The organism is Escherichia sp. E14V7 (assembly GCF_004212225.1).
Lineage (GTDB): Bacteria > Pseudomonadota > Gammaproteobacteria > Enterobacterales > Enterobacteriaceae > Escherichia.
Genome location: NZ_RHJJ01000010.1, coordinates 133,851 through 153,344, shown reverse-complemented (window position 1 = coordinate 153,344; position 19,494 = coordinate 133,851). Strand labels below are relative to the sequence as shown.

Genomic DNA, 19,494 nt, shown 5'->3' with positions numbered 1-19,494 from the left:
AACTACGGATGTAAATTATGGAACTGACAACTCGCACAATGGCGGCGCGTAAACATATTGCGCTGGTGGCACATGATCACTGCAAGCAAATGCTCATGAGCTGGGTGGAACGGCATCAGCCGCTTCTGGAGCAGCACGAACTTTATGCAACGGGCACCACGGGTAACTTAATTTCCCGCGCGACAGGAATGAACGTCAACGCGATGCTGAGCGGCCCGATGGGCGGCGATCAGCAGGTTGGCGCATTGATCTCAGAAGGGAAAATTGATGTGCTGATTTTCTTCTGGGACCCGCTGAATGCTGTACCACACGACCCCGACGTGAAAGCGTTGCTGCGTCTGGCGACGGTGTGGAACATTCCGGTCGCCACCAACGTGGCAACGGCTGATTTCATCATCCAGTCACCACATTTCAACGACGCTGTAGATATTCTGATCCCGGATTATCAGCGTTATCTCGCAGAACGCCTGAAGTAAGTTCGCACAGGCGGCACTCGCCGCCTGCTTCTTACGGTTTCCTTGCTACCGGTACATCCAGTTTTTTCAGGTCGTCCACAAAGGGAGAAGGATTCTCTTTGCTGAACAGTACCCAAACCCGATGCCGTGCGCGAGTGAGCGCAACGTACATCAATCGCCGTTCTTCGGCGTCCGGGTAGTCCTCTACCGGCGGCAGTAACGCCTCTTCCATAATGGACTCACGCGCCACAGCCGGGAAGCCATCACTCCCCTCCTGCAAACCAACGATGATGACGTAGTCGGCCTGTTGCCCTTTGCTGGCATGAATGGTCATAAAGTCGATTTGCAGCTTCGGCCAGCGCGTCGTGGCTTTATCCAGAGTAACGGGCTTCAGATGGTGGTAACGCGCCAGTACCAGAATGCGCTCTTCGGGTTTGACATAACCAGATAGCTTGTCCAGTAAAGCGTCAAGCTGACTCTCATCCAACAAGGTGACGGCTTTTTTGTCACCATTCGTTAAGCTATTCAGCGGTTTTTTCAACTGATTAGGGTTCTGCTGAATAAAACGGTTTGCCACCTCTCCGATACGGCTATTGAAACGGTAAGTCGTGTCTAAATCACAGCGATCGCCTTCACCGAAGTTTTCATGGAAGGCCGTGGTGAGCGACATTTGCGCGCCGCTGAAGCGGTAAATAGCCTGCCAGTCATCGCCAACGGCAAACAACGTTGTCTGACTATTTTGTTTACGCAATGCTGCCAGCAAGGCAGCTCGCTGTGGGGAGATGTCCTGGAATTCATCAACCAGAATATGTTTCCACGGGCTGATAAACCGCCCTTTCTCAAGGATAGCAATCGCCTGATGAATCAGACCTGAAAAATCGACGGCATTTTCCGCTTTCAGCGCACCTTTCCAGGCTTTCAGCAACGGTGCCATCAATTTGATTCGTTTACTGAACAGATCCCGAATCTCTTCTGGCGCACTGGCAATCATTTCAGCCTGCGCGCCGCCGTGCATCCGCATCAGACTGACCCAGCGATCGAGGCGAGATGCGAGACGACGTTGCAATTTTTCATCATCCCAGAAGTTGCCTTCTGGCACTGACCACTGAAGTTCTTCCATCAACCATTGTCGCCAGCCCTTCGCCTGTGCTTTCTTTTCACTACACTGCTTGCGCCACTCAGCAATAAAGAGTTCATGACGGGCTGCGGTGTCATTTTCCAGGTTGCTGACTGTCGGTACTTTTTTGCTGCCTTGCTGAATAATATGCAGGGCCAGAGAATGAAACGTGCGCGCGGTAATCTCTTCGGTATGCAGCCGTTCGCGGATCCGCTCGTCCATCTCTTCCGCCGCTTTTCGGCCAAACGCCAGCAATAAAATTTGCTCGGGAGATGCTTCACCACGCGCCAGTAACCAGCCAGCGCGCGCCACCAGCACAGACGTTTTTCCGCTTCCTGCGCCAGCCAGCACTAACAGGGAATGCTCACCATTAACCACCGCCCGGGCCTGCGCCGGATTAAGCGGTGAAGACTCAACCTGACGGAAAAAATCCGCATATTCGTTAAGCATGGTTTCGGTATACGCCTGATTATGCTGCAACCGACTGCCTTCAATATCTTTCAGCCAGGCCTGACATTTGCGCCACGCCTCACGACAGTTATCAAATTCCTCCAGGCGATTAACCGGTAATGGCAACGCTGACAAAGCCTGACGAATTTGTTGCTGTACCCCAGTGGTTTGCTCCCGCGTCAGCCATTTATTTTCTCCAGTGCGGGCAGCAATAAGATCCAGTTGTTGCTGCAATACGCCAGCGGCAATTTCGCTCATTTCCTCGCTCCAGCGCCGCCAGAGAGCATCAAGATGATGGTGAAAACGCTGCGTCTCTGCCCATTCAGTGCCATGCAGACGCACGACTTTTTCATCAGGCAATACAAATTCCAGCTCACCCCAGACCAAACCACGTTTGCAGTGAATAGCCAGTAATTGATTGAAAGGAATAAGGTATTCGTGGCGATCGCCGGAAACTTTTATCCCGGCATTGAGGATCACCGCCCGATCGTAAGGGTGCTGTGCCAGACGTTTGCCAAGAGTTGTCGCTTTCAGTTCCATGTCTCTGTAGATCCACACGATGTCATTTCTTATCAGTGTAACCGCCAGAGAAAACGTGCTCCAGCCCAAAAAAACGTTACAATTGCCGCCCATTACTGAAAACCACAGTAAAGCGAGGTTTTATGCGTACCGTTTTGAACATTCTGAACTTTGTGCTTGGCGGATTCGCCACCACTCTTGGCTGGCTGTTAGCGACCCTGGTCAGTATTGTGCTGATTTTCACCTTACCGCTGACACGGTCCTGCTGGGAGATAACCAAACTGTCTCTGCTGCCTTATGGCAATGAAGCTATTCATGTCGATGAACTAAACCCGACAGGCAAAAATGTGCTGCTTAACACTGGCGGTACGGTGCTGAATATTTTCTGGCTGATTTTCTTCGGCTGGTGGCTATGTCTGATGCATATCGCAACAGGTATCGCGCAATGCATTTCCATCATTGGTATTCCGGTTGGTATTGCGAACTTTAAAATTGCCGCTATTGCACTGTGGCCGGTCGGACGCCGCGTGGTATCGGTAGAAACAGCTCAAGCTGCGCGTGAAGCCAATGCACGTCGCCGTTTCCAATAATCCAACATTATGGCCTTTATGCTAAGTCCTTTGCTCAAACGCTATACCTGGAACAGCACCTGGCTGTATTACGCGCGCATTTTTATTGCACTTTGCGGCACTACTGCGTTTCCGTGGTGGCTGGGTGATGTAAAACTTACGATTCCGCTGACTCTCGGAATGGTGGCGGCAGCACTGACCGATCTCGACGACCGACTGGCGGGACGTCTGCGTAATCTCATTATTACGCTGTTCTGTTTTTTTATTGCCTCGGCTTCAGTAGAGCTGTTATTTCCGTGGCCCTGGCTGTTCGCCATTGGTTTAACGCTCTCCACCAGCGGCTTTATTTTGCTCGGCGGTCTGGGTCAACGCTATGCGACCATCGCTTTCGGTGCATTGCTGATTGCCATCTACACGATGCTGGGAACCACCCTGTATGAGCACTGGTATCAGCAGCCTATCTATCTGCTTGCTGGTGCGGTTTGGTACAACATCCTGACGCTTATTGGTCATTTGCTGTTCCCTGTCCGCCCGTTGCAGGACAACCTGGCACGTTCTTATGAACAACTGGCTCGGTATCTGGAACTCAAGTCACGTATGTTTGATCCTGATATTGAGGATGAAAGCCAGGCTCCGCTGTATGATTTGGCGCTCGCCAACGGGCAACTTATGGTGACGCTGAACCAGACGAAAATCTCGTTGCTGACCCGCTTACGCGGCGACCGCGGCCAGCGGGGAACGCGTCGTACACTACATTACTATTTTGTAGCGCAGGATATCCACGAGCGAGCGAGCTCTTCACATATTCAGTATCAAACGCTGCGAGAACATTTTCGCCACAGCGACGTGCTGTTCCGCTTCCAGCGCCTGATGTCGATGCAGGGACAAGCCTGCCAACAATTGTCACGCTGTATTTTACTGCGCCAGCCTTATCAGCACGATCCACATTTTGAACGCGCTTTTACGCATATTGACGCCGCACTTGAGCGAATGCGCGAAAACGGTGCGCCCGCCGATCTGCTAAAAATACTGGGATTCCTGCTGAACAATTTACGTGCCATAGATGCCCAACTGGCGACGATTGAATCAGAACAAGCCCAGGCGCTGCCCCACAATGCAGACGAAAATGAACTCGCCGACGACAGCCCTCGCGGGTTTAGCGATATCTGGCTGCGTCTTAAACGTAACTTAACGCCGGAGTCTGCACTCTTTCGCCATGCAGTGAGAATGTCGCTGGTATTGTGTGTTGGTTACGCCATCATTCAGATTACCGGAATGCATCACGGGTATTGGATCTTGCTGACAAGTCTGTTTGTCTGCCAGCCAAACTATAACGCCACGCGCCACCGACTGAAGTTAAGGATTATTGGTACGTTAGTGGGTATTGCGATTGGTATTCCTGTGCTGTGGTTTGTTCCGTCACTGGAAGGACAACTGGTGCTGCTGGTGATTACCGGCGTGCTCTTTTTTGCTTTCCGTAACGTGCAATACGCTCATGCAACGATGTTCATTACACTTCTGGTGTTACTGTGCTTCAACCTGCTGGGTGAAGGTTTTGAAGTCGCGCTGCCTCGCGTAATCGATACACTGATCGGCTGTGCAATAGCATGGGCGGCGGTGAGCTACATCTGGCCCGACTGGCGGTTTCGCAATCTGCCGCGAATGCTTGAACGCGCGACGGATGCTAACTGCCGTTATCTCGATGCCATTCTTGAGCAATATCATCAGGGGCGTGACAACCGTCTGGCGTATCGTATTGCCCGTCGCGATGCTCACAACCGTGATGCTGAACTGGCGTCCGTGGTGTCGAATATGTCCAGTGAGCCGAACGTCACACCGCAAATTCGCGATGACGCATTCCGTTTACTGTGCCTTAACCATACGTTTACCAGCTATATTTCTGCCCTCGGCGCACACCGCGAGCAGTTAACCAACCCTGAAATTCTGGCGTTTCTTGATGACGCAGTTTGCTATGTTGATGACGCGCTACATCATCAACCTGCCGATGAAGAACGCGTCAATCAGGCATTAGCTGGCCTGAAACAGCGGATGCAACAACTTGAACCGCGGGCAGACAGCAAGGAACCTCTGGTCGTACAGCAAATCGGGTTACTGATTGCATTACTGCCAGAAATTGGCCGTCTGCAACGCCGGATTACTCAAGTTCCTCAGGAAACTCCTGTTTCGGTGTAATAGAATCTGCCCATTCTGCAAGCTCCCGGCGGCGTGCCACCGGGAGCGCAGCTTCATGAATACCGATAATTGCGCCTTCAAGCATGAACAGAATCTTTTCTGTCACCAGACTGTTATGCTGCCGTAGTCGCAACCAGCACATTTTCGCCCCAAGTATACGTAGCGCCCGAACATCCTTAATCCCCACTTCCCCGAGAATCGCTTCCAGGTGATAAGACATATTGGGCAAATCTTTCAGCCGTTGCTGGGTGTCGCGCGTACTTTTCTCTTTAAGCGCAGCGTCCAGCGAATATTTCGACAGCCGCACCAACTTCTGTTGATTCCGCCATAAGCTTTCATCAACCCGGTAGTAATTGAGAGTAACGGGGCGGCCACACTTTTTGTATGTCAGCCAGACTGGCGGATGTTTTACACAGTACTGTGCGCTTTGCTCACAAGCTCGAAGGTACAACTCACCATCAGAAACCATCGCAAACACTGTATCGTCAACGGTCAGACTGTAACTGCCAAACAACGATCGATATTCAATAGTGCCTAACATCGACAGATATTCTTGTGACTTATAGATCCGCTTGTAGGAGAGGCTTTTCATAAAATTCCTTTTAAAATCATAATATAAAAGAATAATTCACATTAACGGATCCGTTAAATACGAAAATAGGCAACTTATTCTCAAGGGGCAAGATTAATTTAAGTTTTCAGGTCACCAACGACAAAAATTGCGAGGCTCTTTCCGAAATTTGTGTTGATCTTTGTTGTCACTGGATGTACTGTATATTCATACAGTAACTCACAGGGCTGGATTGATTATGTACACTTCAGGCTACGCAAATCGTTCTTCGATGTTCTCCTCCACAGCAAGCAAAATTGCGCGTGTCTCTACGGAAAACACTACAGCCGGGCTAATTAGTGAAGTTGTCTATCGCGAAGATCAGCCCATGATGACGCAACTCCTGCTTTTGCCATTATTACAGCAACTCGGCCAACAATCGCGTTGGCAACTTTGGTTAACGCCGCAACAAAAACTAAGTCGTGAATGGGTGCAGGCAGCGGGACTACCCTTAACTAAGGTGATGCAGATAAGCCAGCTTTCCCCTTGTCACACCGTGGAATCAATGGTTCGTGCTTTGCGTACGGGAAATTACAGCGTAGTGATCGGTTGGTTGGCAGACGATCTGACAGAAGAAGAGCATGCTGATCTTGTCGATGCCGCCAATGAAGGTAACGCAATGGGGTTTATTATGCGTCCAGTAAGCACACACTCTCACGCCACGAGACAACTTTCTGGGCTAAAAATTCACTCAAATTTGTATCATTAAGTAAATTTAGGATTAATCCTGGAACTTTTTTTGTTAACCCGTAGACGCTTTCACTTGTCACTAATTTTACTTGTGGAGGCTTGTCTGAAGCGGTTTCCGCGATTTTATCCTGTAAAGTATCGTTAACAAAAAAGGTTAAACGTACCTTATACAAGTCTTTTTTTTCATATGCCTGACGGAGTTCACACTTGTAAGTTTTCAACTACGTTGTAGACTTTACATCGCCAGGGGTGCTCGGCATAAGCCGAATTTATCGGCAGAGTTACAATTGAGCAGATCCCCCGGTGAAGGATTTAACCGTGTTATCTCGTTGGAGATATTCATGGCGTATTTTGGATGATAACGAGGCGCAAAAAATGAAAAAGACAGCTATCGCGATTGCAGTGGCACTGGCTGGTTTCGCTACCGTAGCGCAGGCCGCTCCGAAAGATAACACCTGGTACACTGGTGCTAAACTGGGCTGGTCCCAGTACCATGACACTGGTTTCATTCCTAACAATGGTCCGACCCACGAAAACCAACTGGGTGCAGGTGCTTTTGGTGGTTACCAGGTTAACCCGTATGTTGGCTTTGAAATGGGTTACGACTGGTTAGGTCGTATGCCGTACAAAGGCGACAACATCAACGGCGCATACAAAGCTCAGGGCGTTCAGCTGACCGCTAAACTGGGTTACCCAATCACTGACGATCTGGACATCTACACTCGTCTGGGTGGTATGGTATGGCGCGCAGACACCAAGGCTAACGTACCTGGTGGCCCATCCTTTAAAGACCACGACACCGGCGTTTCTCCGGTATTCGCAGGTGGTGTTGAGTACGCGATCACTCCAGAAATCGCTACCCGTCTGGAATATCAGTGGACCAACAACATCGGTGACGCTAACACCATCGGTACTCGTCCGGACAACGGTCTGCTGAGCCTGGGTGTTTCCTACCGTTTCGGTCAGGGCGAAGCAGCTCCAGTAGTTGCTCCGGCTCCGGCTCCGGCTCCAGAAGTACAGACCAAGCACTTCACTCTGAAGTCTGACGTTCTGTTCAACTTCAACAAAGCAACCCTGAAACCGGAAGGTCAGGCTGCTCTGGATCAGCTGTACAGCCAGCTGAGCAACCTGGATCCGAAAGACGGTTCCGTAGTTGTTCTGGGTTACACTGACCGCATCGGTTCTGACGCTTACAACCAGGGTCTGTCCGAGCGTCGTGCTCAGTCCGTCGTTGATTACCTGATCTCTAAAGGTATCCCGTCTGACAAGATCTCCGCACGTGGTATGGGCGAATCCAACCCGGTTACTGGCAACACCTGTGACAACGTGAAACAGCGTGCTGCTCTGATCGACTGCCTGGCTCCGGATCGTCGCGTAGAGATCGAAGTTAAAGGCATCAAAGACGTTGTAACTCAGCCGCAGGCTTAAGTTCTCGTCTAATAAAAAACCCCGCTACTGCGGGGTTTTTTTTCATCTGTAGTAAAGTAAATGACCTTCGCCAGTTATTCCTTACCAAGTAATGCCTGCAAATCCTGCTTCAAAGAAGACATTTTATTCGCATACTTCTCTTTGTTTTCCGCATCTTCAATCAGCTGGACAATCGTTTCGGATAGCGTTTTGCCGCGACGTTGCGCAAGCCCTGCTAACCTTTGCCAGACAATAAATTCCAGATCGATAGATTTTTTGCGCGTATGCTGATGCTCCGCATTAAAGTGCCGTTTTCGTCTGGCCCGAATCGTCTGTTTCATGCGATTAAGCAGCTCTGGATTCATATGTTTTTCAATCCAGCCATTTACGAGTACAGGTTCGTTCTCCAGCGATAGCAACACATCGACGGCTTCCTGGGCGGCACTGGCCTCTATGTAACGGGTGATCAACTCACCTTCACGGTGCTTCTTCACCAGATATTTCCATTTCCAACCACTTTCAAGATTTTCAAGTTGTTGATATTTCATAGCGATCTCAATGTTACCGTGTAACTCTTTACAGAATATCAGCTTTTTACCTGCTTGATGAAAAGAATCTCTGTCCTGTGAGCTTTAACGCGCATGCCGGGACTTTTGTCGGTGCTTTCTACGTGTGCTGCAGTGCCGGTTACGGTATAATCGCGCCTTTGACAACAGACTAAAAAACATCGACTTTGACCATTACGAAACTTGCATGGCGTGACCTGATTCCTGATACCGAAAGCTATCAGGAAGTATTCGCACAGCCACATTTGATTGACGAAAACGATCCTTTATTCAGTGACACTCAACCGCGACTGCAATTTGCGCTTGAGCAGTTGCTGCACGCGCGGGCATCATCCTCTTTTATACTGGCAAAAGCGCCGGAAGAATCCGATTATCTGAATCTTATAGCCGATGCTGCACGCACGCTACAAAGCGATGCAGGCCAACTGATGGGCGCTCACTATGAGATTTCCGGCCACACCATACGCTTACGGAACGCAGTTAGCACTGACGATAATTTTGCGACCTTAACCCAGGTTGTTAGTGCTGACTGGGCTGAAGCCGAACAGCTTTTTGGCTGTTTGCGCCAGTTTAATGGCGACATTACCTTGCAGCCAGGACTGGTACATCAGGCCAATGGCGGCATTTTGATTATCTCCTTGCGTACACTGCTGGCCCAGCCATTGCTGTGGATGCGTCTGAAGAACATCGTCAACCGCGAACGCTTCGATTGGGTAGCATTTGATGAGTCGCGCCCTCTCCCCGTCTCTGTACCTTCGATGCCATTGAAGCTGAAAGTCATTCTGGTAGGCGAACGCGATTCATTGGCCGATTTCCAGGAGATGGAGCCAGAACTGTCTGAACAAGCGATCTATAGCGAATTTGAAGATACTCTGCAGATAGTCGATGCCGAATCCGTACGCCAGTGGTGTCGCTGGGTGACGTTTATTGCCAGACTTAACCACTTGCCAGCGCCAGATGCCGACGCCTGGCCGGTGCTTATCCGCGAAGCAGTACGCTATACCGGTGAGCAAGAAACGCTGCCCCTTAGTCCGCAGTGGATCCTCCGCCAGTGTAAGGAGGTCGCTTCATTGTGCGAAGGTGATACCTTCTCTGGCGAGCAGCTAAACTTAATGCTACAGCAGCGGGAATGGCGCGAAGGTTTCCTCGCCGAGCGTATGCAGGATGAAATCCTTCAGGAGCAGATCCTGATTGAAACCGAAGGTGAACGCATCGGGCAAATTAACGCCCTTTCGGTCATTGAATTTCCAGGCCATCCACGCGCATTTGGCGAACCTTCTCGCATTAGCTGCGTTGTGCATATTGGCGATGGTGAATTCACCGACATCGAACGCAAAGCGGAGCTTGGCGGCAACATTCACGCTAAAGGGATGATGATCATGCAGGCGTTTTTGATGTCGGAACTTCAGCTTGAGCAACAGATCCCTTTCTCGGCGTCACTGACCTTTGAACAATCTTACAGTGAAGTGGATGGTGACAGCGCATCAATGGCCGAGCTCTGCGCTCTGATCAGCGCCCTTGCTGATGTCCCGGTGAATCAGAGTATCGCCATTACAGGTTCAGTGGATCAGTTTGGTCGCGCCCAGCCTGTGGGCGGTCTGAATGAGAAAATCGAGGGCTTCTTTGCTATCTGCCAGCAGCGTGAGTTAAGTGGGAAGCAAGGTGTGATTATCCCCAGCGCTAACGTTCGCCATTTAAGTCTTCACAGTGAACTGGTGAAGGCGGTAGAGGAAGGCAAATTCACCATTTGGGCAGTGGACGATGTGACTGATGCACTGCCGTTATTATTAAATCTGGTGTGGGATGGCGAAGGCCAGACGACGCTGATGCAAACTATCCAGGAACGTATCGCGCAAGCATCGCAACAGGAAGGGCGTCACCGTTTTCCGTGGCCACTACGTTGGCTGAACTGGTTTATTCCGAACTGATCGGACTTGTTCAGCGTACACGTGTTAGCTATCCTGCGTGCTTCAATAAAATAAGGCTTACAGAGAACATGGTAGATAAACGCGAATCCTATACAAAAGAAGACCTTCTTGCCTCTGGTCGCGGTGAACTGTTTGGTGCTAAAGGCCCACAATTGCCAGCACCGAACATGCTGATGATGGACCGTGTGGTCAAAATGACTGAAACGGGCGGTAACTTCGACAAAGGGTATGTAGAAGCAGAGCTGGATATTAATCCGGATCTGTGGTTCTTCGGTTGCCACTTCATCGGCGATCCGGTAATGCCGGGCTGCCTGGGCCTGGACGCGATGTGGCAGCTGGTAGGGTTCTACCTCGGCTGGCTGGGCGGCGAAGGTAAAGGCCGCGCCCTGGGCGTTGGCGAAGTGAAATTCACAGGCCAGGTGCTGCCGACGGCGAAAAAAGTGACCTATCGTATTCACTTTAAACGCATTGTTAACCGTCGTCTGATTATGGGCCTGGCGGATGGCGAAGTGCTGGTTGATGGTCGTTTGATCTATACCGCCAACGACCTGAAAGTGGGTCTGTTCCAGGATACGTCTGCATTCTGATTTTAATCAGACAGAGTATATAAAGGCGAAACCTCCGCAATGCGGAGGTTTCTTTTTAAAGAGACAGAATCAGGCCATTACTACCCTGTCCGCCATGGCTTCTCGCCAGCCTCCCAGCCATTGTGACCTTTGATTCAGCGTCTGATAGGGACACATTTCTTTTGAGCGTCCGGCGATGCCGGCCTGATAACCACGTTGATGTGCCCGTTCCAGGCGATCTCGTTTTTGTCTCTTCATGCCTCGTTTCCCTCATACTGGTTTCTGGTGGAAAAGAAAACAGTGATTACTAAATGTGCAATCACAGTTAAGCAATACCGCGAATCATAACTGCCGTCAATGCGCAAAATTCACGCCACTGCCATATTTGTGAGCTACACGGGCATGTCGGTTGTACAAAAAATGTGAAGCGGAACAAGTTTTCCCATGGCTTATAAACAAAAAAACCGCCTCAGGCTACATGCCGGAGACGGTTATATTTACAAATCTTTATAATTAAGGTAGACGCTTTATCTCTTGCGCAATAGTAGCGGCTTCCTGACTCCAGACACTGGCCAGCACTTTGACCATTTCATCGTAGCCATCCTGATTCTGCACCCCTTCCACACGGAACGGACGTTTTATAAGTTGTCCCTGATGGTTTAGTAGCCATTCGCCACTCACAATCACCTTACCATCGTAACGGCCGTTAAACTCCGTCACAGTCACATTAAGCGTGTCCTGGGTACTTCCCAAAGGCTGGGAGGCTACGACCCAACCGGGCAGTTGCGCACTCAGGTTAGCGACCAAAGTATTGCGCAACTGTTGATCCAGCGGGCTGGCCCACAGATTGTTATTGGCAATCACATACTTCACATCACTGGTTTGATAAACCACACCATTCCCCGCCAGATAATCAGGAACAACGACCTGCTCTACCCATAGCAGGCGGTTACCCTGGCTGGCGGTACTTTGCGTACCGCTCTGCACCACAGGTAATTGGTAATAGTTTTTGTTAATTTCACCGGAGCTACATCCGACCAGCCACAGCGCCGCTATCGTCACTAGCCACTTTTTCATTGTTTCGCCCTCTTCGGCTCTGGATCTTTTTTATCCTTCGCTTCAAATACCAGCGCGTTGCTCTTCTCGTTGAGCGTTTTCAGAACCGGTTGCAGTTCACGCAATACCTGATCAAGACGCTGCATATCCGCAACCATCTTGTTATAAGCTGCGGAACCCGGCTGGAAGCCCTGCATGCTACGATTCAATTCGCGCAGTGTCGACTGCATATCCGTCGGCAACTGTTGCATCGACTGACTGGCAAGGATCTTGTTCATACTATCCAGCGTAGTCTGCAGGTTTTTCATCGTGCGCTGACTTTCCGACAGCGTACTGGTCGCCTGTTCAATCATCGGGTTCAACGGCAGTTTGTTAATCTTATCCAACGCTTCCATCAGACGTTGCTGGATTTGCGCCAGACCACCGCTAACGGTCGGGATTATTTGATAGCCATTAAACTCACGCACACCGGTAATTGCCGGAGCATTTGGATAGAAGTCCAGATCGACGTACAGCGCTCCCGTGACCAGATTCCCGGTTTTCAGTGAACCGCGTAAACCGCGCTTCAGCAATTCGGCCAGGTGTTCTACCACATCAGCATTTTCACCTAACTGCATTTTCAGTCGTTCTGGTTCAATACGCACCATGACTGGAATGCGATAATCATCGTTAAAGACCTGACGCATATTCGGCGCAAAGAATGGCACTTTGCTTACCGTACCGAGACGAATACCGCGGAATTCCACTGGCGCGCCAGGTTGCAGACCACGTACCGAATCTTTAAAGAACATCAGATAATCAATGTGATCTGTATACAGTGAATCCTGGATACTCTTCTGATCATCATACAAAACGAATGACGTTTTTGGCGCAACCGGCTGTCCCAAATCCAGCCCTTCAGGCACGTCAAAGCTGACACCACCACTTAGCAACGTCGTCAATGACCCCATCTCTACGCGCATCCCCGCCGAGGTCAGATCCACCGCTATGCCGCTATCTTTCCAGAAGCGAACGTTGCTCGTTACCAGGCGGTCATAAGGCGCATTGATGAACAGTTGATAGCTGATATTACGCTTCTGGGTATCGAAGGTGCTGGTTTCAACCGACCCTACGCGATAACCACGAAACAGCACGGGATCTCCCGCCGTGAGTTGCCCAGCTTTGTTGCTGTCAAGAATGACACGGATCCCTTTGGCATCTGGTGGGGCCAACGGTGGAGAATCAAGCAAATCATATTTTGTTTGCTTGCTGCCTGCAGCCCCCGGTTGCAACTCGATATACACCCCGGAAAGCAACGTACCAAGGCCACTAATGCCTTCACGACCAATTTGTGGTTTCACTACCCAAAAAACAGTATCTTTGTGCAGCAGTTTTTCCATACCGGCGTTGAGACGCGCTTTGATTTCAACATGCGTTAAATCATCAGCCAGCGTGGCACTTTCGACCACACCGACGTCCACGCTACGACTTTTAATGGTAGTCTTGCCGCCTTCTATTCCTTCCGCATTAGCAGTGATCAGGGTAACTTCCGGCCCTTGATGACTGTAATGATAAAAAAGTACCCAGGCCCCGATGAGTGCCGTAACGATGGGAAATATCCACACAGGGGACCAGTTCTTCACTTTCTGGATTTTGGCTTCCCCACTATTAGATTCCATACTGTCAGGACTCCTCATGCTCTGGTTCAGGTTGACGATCCCACGACAAACGTGGATCAAACGTCATCGCAGAAAACATTGTCATAATGACGACTAAAGCAAACATTAATGCACCCATTGCCGGATAAATACTCATTAAGCCTCCCATACGCACCAGCGCCGAGAGCACCGCTATCACGAAAACGTCAATCATTGACCAGCGGCCTACAAACTCAACAACTTCGTAAATCAAATGCATTCTTTCACTATCACGCTTGCCGTGCCCTTTCGCATCACAGCACAGCCAGGCTATGGCGATCATCTTTAAAGTTGGCACCATGATACTGGCTAAAAAGATGACGGCGGCAACCGGATAAGAGCCTTCGCTCCATAATAAGATAACCCCGGCGAGAATGGTCGACGGCATCTTAGAGCCTAAAAAATCGGTCACCATAATGGGTAAGATGTTCGCCGGGAGATATAACATGATCGACGTAAAAAGCAGTGCCAGCGTCCATTGCAGACTGTTTTTGCGTCGAACATATCCTTTGGTGCCACAGCGCGGACACACTGGATCATCGGCAGGAAGAATTGCCGTACAGCATGAGCAAGAGCGCAGCCCCTGGCGTATTCCCGTTATGCCCGGTTTCAGCGTCTGGTGAAGCTCTGGCATCGGGGCAATATCATCCCATAACCAGCGGCGATCAACGCACTGAAAGGCGCGTAATTGCAGCACACAAAATAAACACCAGGGAATGAAACTACTGCCCACGCCAATGCTGCCGTAAGCCATCAGTTTGACAAAACTGACCAACACACCGGCAAGGAAAATCTCCGCCATTCCCCAGGTTTTGAGCTGAAAAAGTACCCGCCCCAGTTGTTCTTTTAAACGAACTGGTATTTCCGCGCGATTAACCAACAGTAAAATAGTAATCAGGCAAAACGCGGGGACCAGTTGTACAAACAACAGGAAAAAAGTACCAAGGCTGGCATAGTCCTCGGAAAACAGTACGCCCGGGATTTCCAGCAACGTAATCTCACTGGTTACCCCTGCAACGTTCATATTGACAAAAGGGAACAGGTTGGACAGCAGCAGCATGAACAGTGCAGCCAACGCATAAGCGGTAGGACGCTGTCGAGGGGCATCCCACGCAACGGTTAACGTTGTGCCACACCGAGGACATGCCGCCTTCTGACCATGCTCAAGGTGGGGTAAAACCACCAGCATGTCACACTGCGAGCACAGGATGTGCTTCGCGGCATGATGATGTTCGCACATTGGTACTCCTTAATGATGCGCTATTCTACAGAATGCTGACATAGCACTCGCTTTTAATGCCGGATGCTGAACTACCGCATTATCCGCTCAGGGAGCTCGTGGAAACGCAATAAATTGACGTTTCCACCCAGGCCAGACAAGCGTAGCGCATCAGACAATTTGGCCGTTGTCAGCAGTCTCTCTTTTCACTTAACTGATTAGCGATCAGCCACCATTTTTTAACGCTTCAAGATACTCCCAACGTTCAAAAGCCTGCTCCAGTTCCTGTTCAGCGGCAGTCAGATCAGCGAGCACTTGTTGCGTATGCTCATGGGGCTGGCTGAAGAAAGAGGCATCTGCCACCTGCGCCTGTAAGGCTTCCAGTTTTGCTTCCAAATCTTCAAGCAGTTGCGGTAGCTGTTCTAATTCGCGCTGCAATTTATAGCTTAGTTTGCTACTGCTGCGTTTTACAGTTTCTGCTTTCGGCGCAGCTACTTCTTCGTTTTTTTTCACCGCAGGCTGTTTTAACGCCACATACTGTTCTTGCTGTCCGCGCGCGTCGTGATAACCGCCGACATAACGGCCAATTTTGCCGCCACCTTCGAAGATCCAGCACTCTGTTACGGTGTTATCAACAAACTGACGATCGTGACTAACCAGCAATACTGTACCCTGGTAGCTGTCGATCAGCTCTTCAAGCAGTTCCAGCGTTTCAACATCGAGATCGTTGGTCGGTTCGTCGAGGATCAGTAAGTTACTGGGTTTCAGGAACAGACGCGCCAAAAGCAGACGGTTACGTTCCCCGCCAGAGAGCGCGCGCACCGGCGTCATCGCCCGTTTCGGATGGAACAGGAAGTCCTGTAAATAACCCAGTACATGGCGCGGTTTACCATTAACCATCACCTCTTGCTTACCTTCAGCAAGGTTATCCATCACCGTTTTGTCGGGATCGAGTTCCGCACGGTGCTGGTCAAAATAGGCGACTTCCAGTTTAGTGCCGACGTGAATGCGTCCGCTGTCCGGCTGAAGTTGACCAAGCATCAGTTTCAGCAGCGTGGTTTTGCCACAGCCATTCGGGCCAATCAGGGCAATTTTATCGCCACGTAGTACCTGGGCAGAAAAATCTTTCACCAGTTGCTTACCGTCAACCTGGTAGCAAACGTCTTCCATTTCGAAAACGATCTTACCGGAGCGACTGGCCTCTTCTACCTGCATCTTTGCGGTACCCATAACTTCGCGACGTTCACCGCGTTCGCGACGCATTGCTTTCAGCGCACGCACGCGGCCTTCATTACGGGTACGACGCGCTTTGATCCCCTGACGGATCCACACTTCTTCCTGTGCCAGTTTGCGATCGAACTCGGCATTTTGTAGTTCTTCCACGCGCAGGGCTTCTTCTTTTTCCAACAAATACTGGTCGTAATTACCCGGATAGGTGACCAGTTTGCCGCGATCGAGATCGACAATACGCGTCGCCATATTGCGAATAAATGAACGGTCGTGGGAGATGAAAATAATCGTACCGTTGAACGTTTTCAGGAAACCTTCCAGCCAGTCTATGGTTTCAATATCCAGGTGGTTAGTCGGTTCATCGAGCAGCAACACGCGCGGATTGCTCACCAGCGCTCGCCCTAATGCGGCTTTACGCAACCAGCCGCCGGAAAGCGACGACAACGCAACGTTAGGATCTAATCCCAGCTGTGCCAGCACTTCGTTGATACGGTTTTCCAGTTGCCACAGGTTGTGGTGATCCAACTGTTCCTGAACCTTCGCCAGTTCGTTGAGATTCTTCTCGCTCGGGTCGTTCATCACCAGGCGCGAAATATCGTGATAGCGTTTCAGGTATTCCGCTTGTTCTTCAATGCCTTCGGCAACGAAATCATAAACGCTACCCTCAACGTTACGCGGCGGATCCTGCTGCAAACGCGCAACGATCAGATCCTGCTCGTAAATAATGCGACCGTCATCCAGCCCCTGTTCACGGTTGAGGATTTTCATTAACGTCGATTTGCCTGCGCCGTTACGGCCCACCAGACAAACACGTTCGTTATCTTCGATATGCAGTTCTGCGTTATCGAGAAGCGGCGCGTCGCTGAACGACAGCCATGCGCCATGCATACTGATTAATGACATTACTATTCCTTTCAGGCTGCGGTAATCAGCCAGCAGTTGTGGATCTGGCGGTTACGGGCGAAATCCTGGGAGAGCGTTTTTTGCGTAATTTCTTGTGCTTTCAGTCCCAGTTTTGCCAGTCCGTCAAGATCCATACGGAAACCACGTTTGTTGTTCGAGAACATGATCGTCCCACCTGCACGCAGCAGACGTTTCAAATCTTTCATCAGCGCCAGATGATCGCGCTGAACATCAAACGCATCTTCCATTCGTTTTGAGTTAGAGAAGGTTGGCGGATCGATAAAGATCAGATCGAACTGTTCATTAGCCTCACGCAACCACGCCAGGCAGTCGGCCTGAATCAGGCGATGCGCACGGCCAGTTAAGCCATTCAGACGCAGGTTGCGTTCTGCCCACTCCAGATAAGTACGCGACATATCCACCGTCGTGGTGCTGCGCGCGCCGCCTAATCCCGCGTGCACGGTGGCGCTCCCGGTATAGGAGAACAGGTTGAGGAAATCTTTGCCTTTGCTCATCTGACCGAGCATACGACGGGCGATACGGTGATCGAGGAACAAACCGGTATCAAGATAATCCGTCAGGTTCACCCACAGGTGAGCGTTATATTCGGTGACTTCAAGAAACTCGCCCTTCTCGCCCAGTTTCTGGTACTGATTTTTGCCCTTCTGGCGTTCACGGGTTTTCAGCACCAGTTTGTTTGGCGCAATCCCGAGTACCGAAATGGTCGCCGCGATAATATCGAACAGACGTTGACGCGCTTTGTGCGCATCAATGGTTTTCGGCGGCGCATACTCCTGCACCACCACCCAATCGGCGTAGCGGTCAACGGCAACGTTGTATTCCGGTAGATCGGCGTCGTACAGGCGGTAGCATTCAATGCCTTCCTGACGCGCCCACTTCTCGAATTTTTTGAGGTTCTTACGCAGGCGGTTGGCGTAGTCTTCTGCCACCATTGCCGGTTTGCTGTCTGGAGTGCTTTCGGCAACGTGGTAATTTTTCTGCACGCAGTCTAATGGACCGTTTTTCGCTTTGTACTGTTTGTCTGCACGCAACTGCAGGCAACTTAACAGATCCGGCGAGGCACTGAATAAAGAGAGATTCCAGCCGCCGAACTGGTTTTTCATGATTCGGCCCAGCAGGCTATGCAGCGCAATCAGCGCCGGTTCGCTGTCCAGACGTTCGCCGTAAGGCGGGTTACTCAACACTGTACCGTATGGCCCTTTCGGCAGCGGATTGGTCAATTGCGCGACATCTTTCACTTCAAAAGTGATCAGTTCGCCAATCCCCGCAAGACGGGCGTTGGTGCGCGCACGTTGAATCACCCGCGCATCGCTGTCGGAACCGTAGAAATGAGAGTTGTACTCAGCCAGACCTTTACGGGCGCGGGTTTGCGCTTCCGCTTTTACTTCTTGCCAGATAGCTTCATCATGTTGCGCCCAGCCGCTAAAGCCCCAACGCCCGCGGTGCAAGCCCGGTGCGCGGTCGGTCGCCAGCATCGCCGCTTCAATCAACAACGTACCAGAACCACACATTGGATCGAGCAGCGGTGTTCCTGGCTGCCAACCGGAACGCATCACAATTGCCGCCGCCAGAGTTTCTTTGATCGGCGCAATACCTGCACGATCACGATAGCCGCGCAGATGCAAACCATCACCACTTAAATCGAGAGCGATGCTGGCGGTTTCTTTATTTAGCCAGACGTTCACGCGGATATCCGGCGCATCGCGATCGACATTCGGACGCGGCAGATTCTTACGGGTGAAAGCATCAACGATCGCATCTTTGACTTTCATCGCGCCGTACTGGCTGTTGCGGATGGTGTCATTCAGACCGCTGAAGTGGACAGCAAAGGTCGCGCCAGGATTAAACATCTCTGTCCAGTTGATCGCCTGAACGCCGAGATAAAGGTCTAAGTCACTGTAAACCTTACACTCGCCCAGCGGCAACATAATACGCGAGGCCAGGCGACTCCACATCAGGCTCTGGTAAACAAGCCGCGTGTCGCCCTTGAAATGGACCCCACCCTGAACCACCTGGCATTCAACGGCCCCCAGGTTTTCGAGTTCAGTTTTTAACAGCTCTTCCAGCCCACGGGCCGTACTGGCAAACAGAGAATTCATATCGTCACTTTTACTCTAAGGCCTACCGCAGTAGGCGTAATTGTTGCAGTCAGTTTGGACATGGACAGCACGGAGAAACCGGAACGTACACCAGTACATGAGGATTTCGAGCACTGCCCAAGGCTAAACTGACAAATAAAATAGCCTAACGGGATAGGCACTAAGAAAATTGTTGCGCATTATAGCTAATAAGCGCGTCATGTCATAAAGTTGAGGGCTT

Annotated in this window: 16 protein-coding genes; 7 read left to right on the top strand and 9 right to left on the bottom strand. The window is 50.7% G+C overall.

Features of this window, described 5'->3' with window-relative positions; genetic code table 11:
- Nucleotides 1–17 precede the first annotated feature (17 nt).
- Nucleotides 18–476: a methylglyoxal synthase gene (gene mgsA, locus D9741_RS11835; protein WP_064528411.1), complete on the top strand. Its 459-nt coding sequence runs from the start codon at nt 18–20 to the stop codon at nt 474–476.
- A gap of 31 nt (nt 477–507) precedes the next feature.
- On the opposite strand, the gene helD is transcribed toward mgsA, so the two are convergent.
- On the bottom strand, nt 508–2,562 hold the full coding sequence (gene helD / locus D9741_RS11830; protein WP_130216135.1) for a DNA helicase IV: 2,055 nt from the start codon (nt 2,560–2,562) through the stop codon (nt 508–510).
- Between the two features lie 122 nt (nt 2,563–2,684).
- Here helD and D9741_RS11825 point away from each other — a divergent pair, with 122 nt between their 5' ends.
- Both D9741_RS11825 and yccS read left to right on the top strand, forming a co-directional pair.
- Complete coding sequence (locus tag D9741_RS11825; RefSeq protein ID WP_130215795.1) at nt 2,685–3,131, top strand: YccF domain-containing protein; 447 nt, start codon at nt 2,685–2,687, stop codon at nt 3,129–3,131.
- Nucleotides 3,132–3,140: 9 nt separating this feature from the next.
- Nucleotides 3,141–5,303, top strand: a complete 2,163-nt coding sequence (gene yccS / locus D9741_RS11820) for a YccS family putative transporter (protein WP_130215793.1) — start codon at nt 3,141–3,143, stop codon at nt 5,301–5,303.
- Here yccS and sxy read toward each other — a convergent pair.
- Nucleotides 5,266–5,895: a CRP-S regulon transcriptional coactivator Sxy gene (gene sxy, locus D9741_RS11815; RefSeq protein WP_130215791.1), complete on the bottom strand. Its 630-nt coding sequence runs from the start codon at nt 5,893–5,895 to the stop codon at nt 5,266–5,268. The genes yccS and sxy overlap by 38 nt on opposite strands.
- Nucleotides 5,896–6,112: 217 nt before the next feature.
- Here sxy and sulA point away from each other — a divergent pair, with 217 nt between their 5' ends.
- Complete coding sequence (sulA, locus tag D9741_RS11810; protein WP_064528402.1) at nt 6,113–6,622, top strand: SOS-induced cell division inhibitor SulA; 510 nt, start codon at nt 6,113–6,115, stop codon at nt 6,620–6,622.
- A gap of 356 nt (nt 6,623–6,978) precedes the next feature.
- The gene (gene ompA / locus D9741_RS11805) at nt 6,979–8,031 is read left to right on the top strand and encodes a porin OmpA (RefSeq protein ID WP_064528817.1); all 1,053 of its coding nucleotides are present in this window, start codon (nt 6,979–6,981) and stop codon (nt 8,029–8,031) included.
- A gap of 74 nt (nt 8,032–8,105) precedes the next feature.
- Here the strand turns inward: ompA and matP are convergent, their stop codons facing one another.
- Entirely contained in the window at nt 8,106–8,558 is a 453-nt protein-coding gene (gene matP / locus D9741_RS11800; protein WP_064528401.1) for a macrodomain Ter protein MatP, read from the bottom strand.
- Nucleotides 8,559–8,743: 185 nt separating this feature from the next.
- Between matP and D9741_RS11795 the strand changes: the two genes are divergently transcribed.
- Nucleotides 8,744–10,504, top strand: a complete 1,761-nt coding sequence (locus tag D9741_RS11795) for a Lon protease family protein (protein WP_130215789.1) — start codon at nt 8,744–8,746, stop codon at nt 10,502–10,504.
- Between the two features lie 68 nt (nt 10,505–10,572).
- On the top strand, nt 10,573–11,091 hold the full coding sequence (fabA, locus tag D9741_RS11790; RefSeq protein ID WP_000227926.1) for a bifunctional 3-hydroxydecanoyl-ACP dehydratase/trans-2-decenoyl-ACP isomerase: 519 nt from the start codon (nt 10,573–10,575) through the stop codon (nt 11,089–11,091).
- 69 nt (nt 11,092–11,160) lie between these two features.
- Here fabA and rmf read toward each other — a convergent pair whose 3' ends face one another.
- From rmf to rlmKL, 6 genes are all read right to left on the bottom strand, one after another.
- Nucleotides 11,161–11,328: a ribosome modulation factor gene (rmf, locus tag D9741_RS11785; protein ID WP_000828648.1), complete on the bottom strand. Its 168-nt coding sequence runs from the start codon at nt 11,326–11,328 to the stop codon at nt 11,161–11,163.
- A 255-nt stretch (nt 11,329–11,583) separates the two neighbouring features.
- Nucleotides 11,584–12,147, bottom strand: coding sequence for a membrane integrity-associated transporter subunit PqiC (pqiC, locus tag D9741_RS11780; RefSeq protein ID WP_130215787.1), 564 nt, complete (start codon nt 12,145–12,147; stop codon nt 11,584–11,586).
- Complete coding sequence (gene pqiB / locus D9741_RS11775; protein WP_130205377.1) at nt 12,144–13,784, bottom strand: intermembrane transport protein PqiB; 1,641 nt, start codon at nt 13,782–13,784, stop codon at nt 12,144–12,146. The genes pqiC and pqiB overlap by 4 nt, the downstream gene beginning before the upstream one ends.
- A gap of 4 nt (nt 13,785–13,788) precedes the next feature.
- The gene (pqiA, locus tag D9741_RS11770; protein ID WP_130215785.1) at nt 13,789–15,042 is read right to left on the bottom strand and encodes a membrane integrity-associated transporter subunit PqiA; all 1,254 of its coding nucleotides are present in this window, start codon (nt 15,040–15,042) and stop codon (nt 13,789–13,791) included.
- Between the two features lie 204 nt (nt 15,043–15,246).
- On the bottom strand, nt 15,247–17,154 hold the full coding sequence (locus D9741_RS11765; protein ID WP_130215783.1) for an ABC transporter ATP-binding protein: 1,908 nt from the start codon (nt 17,152–17,154) through the stop codon (nt 15,247–15,249).
- 11 nt (nt 17,155–17,165) lie between these two features.
- Complete coding sequence (gene rlmKL, locus D9741_RS11760; RefSeq protein ID WP_064528388.1) at nt 17,166–19,274, bottom strand: bifunctional 23S rRNA (guanine(2069)-N(7))-methyltransferase RlmK/23S rRNA (guanine(2445)-N(2))-methyltransferase RlmL; 2,109 nt, start codon at nt 19,272–19,274, stop codon at nt 17,166–17,168.
- Between the last annotated feature and the right edge of the window lie 220 nt (nt 19,275–19,494).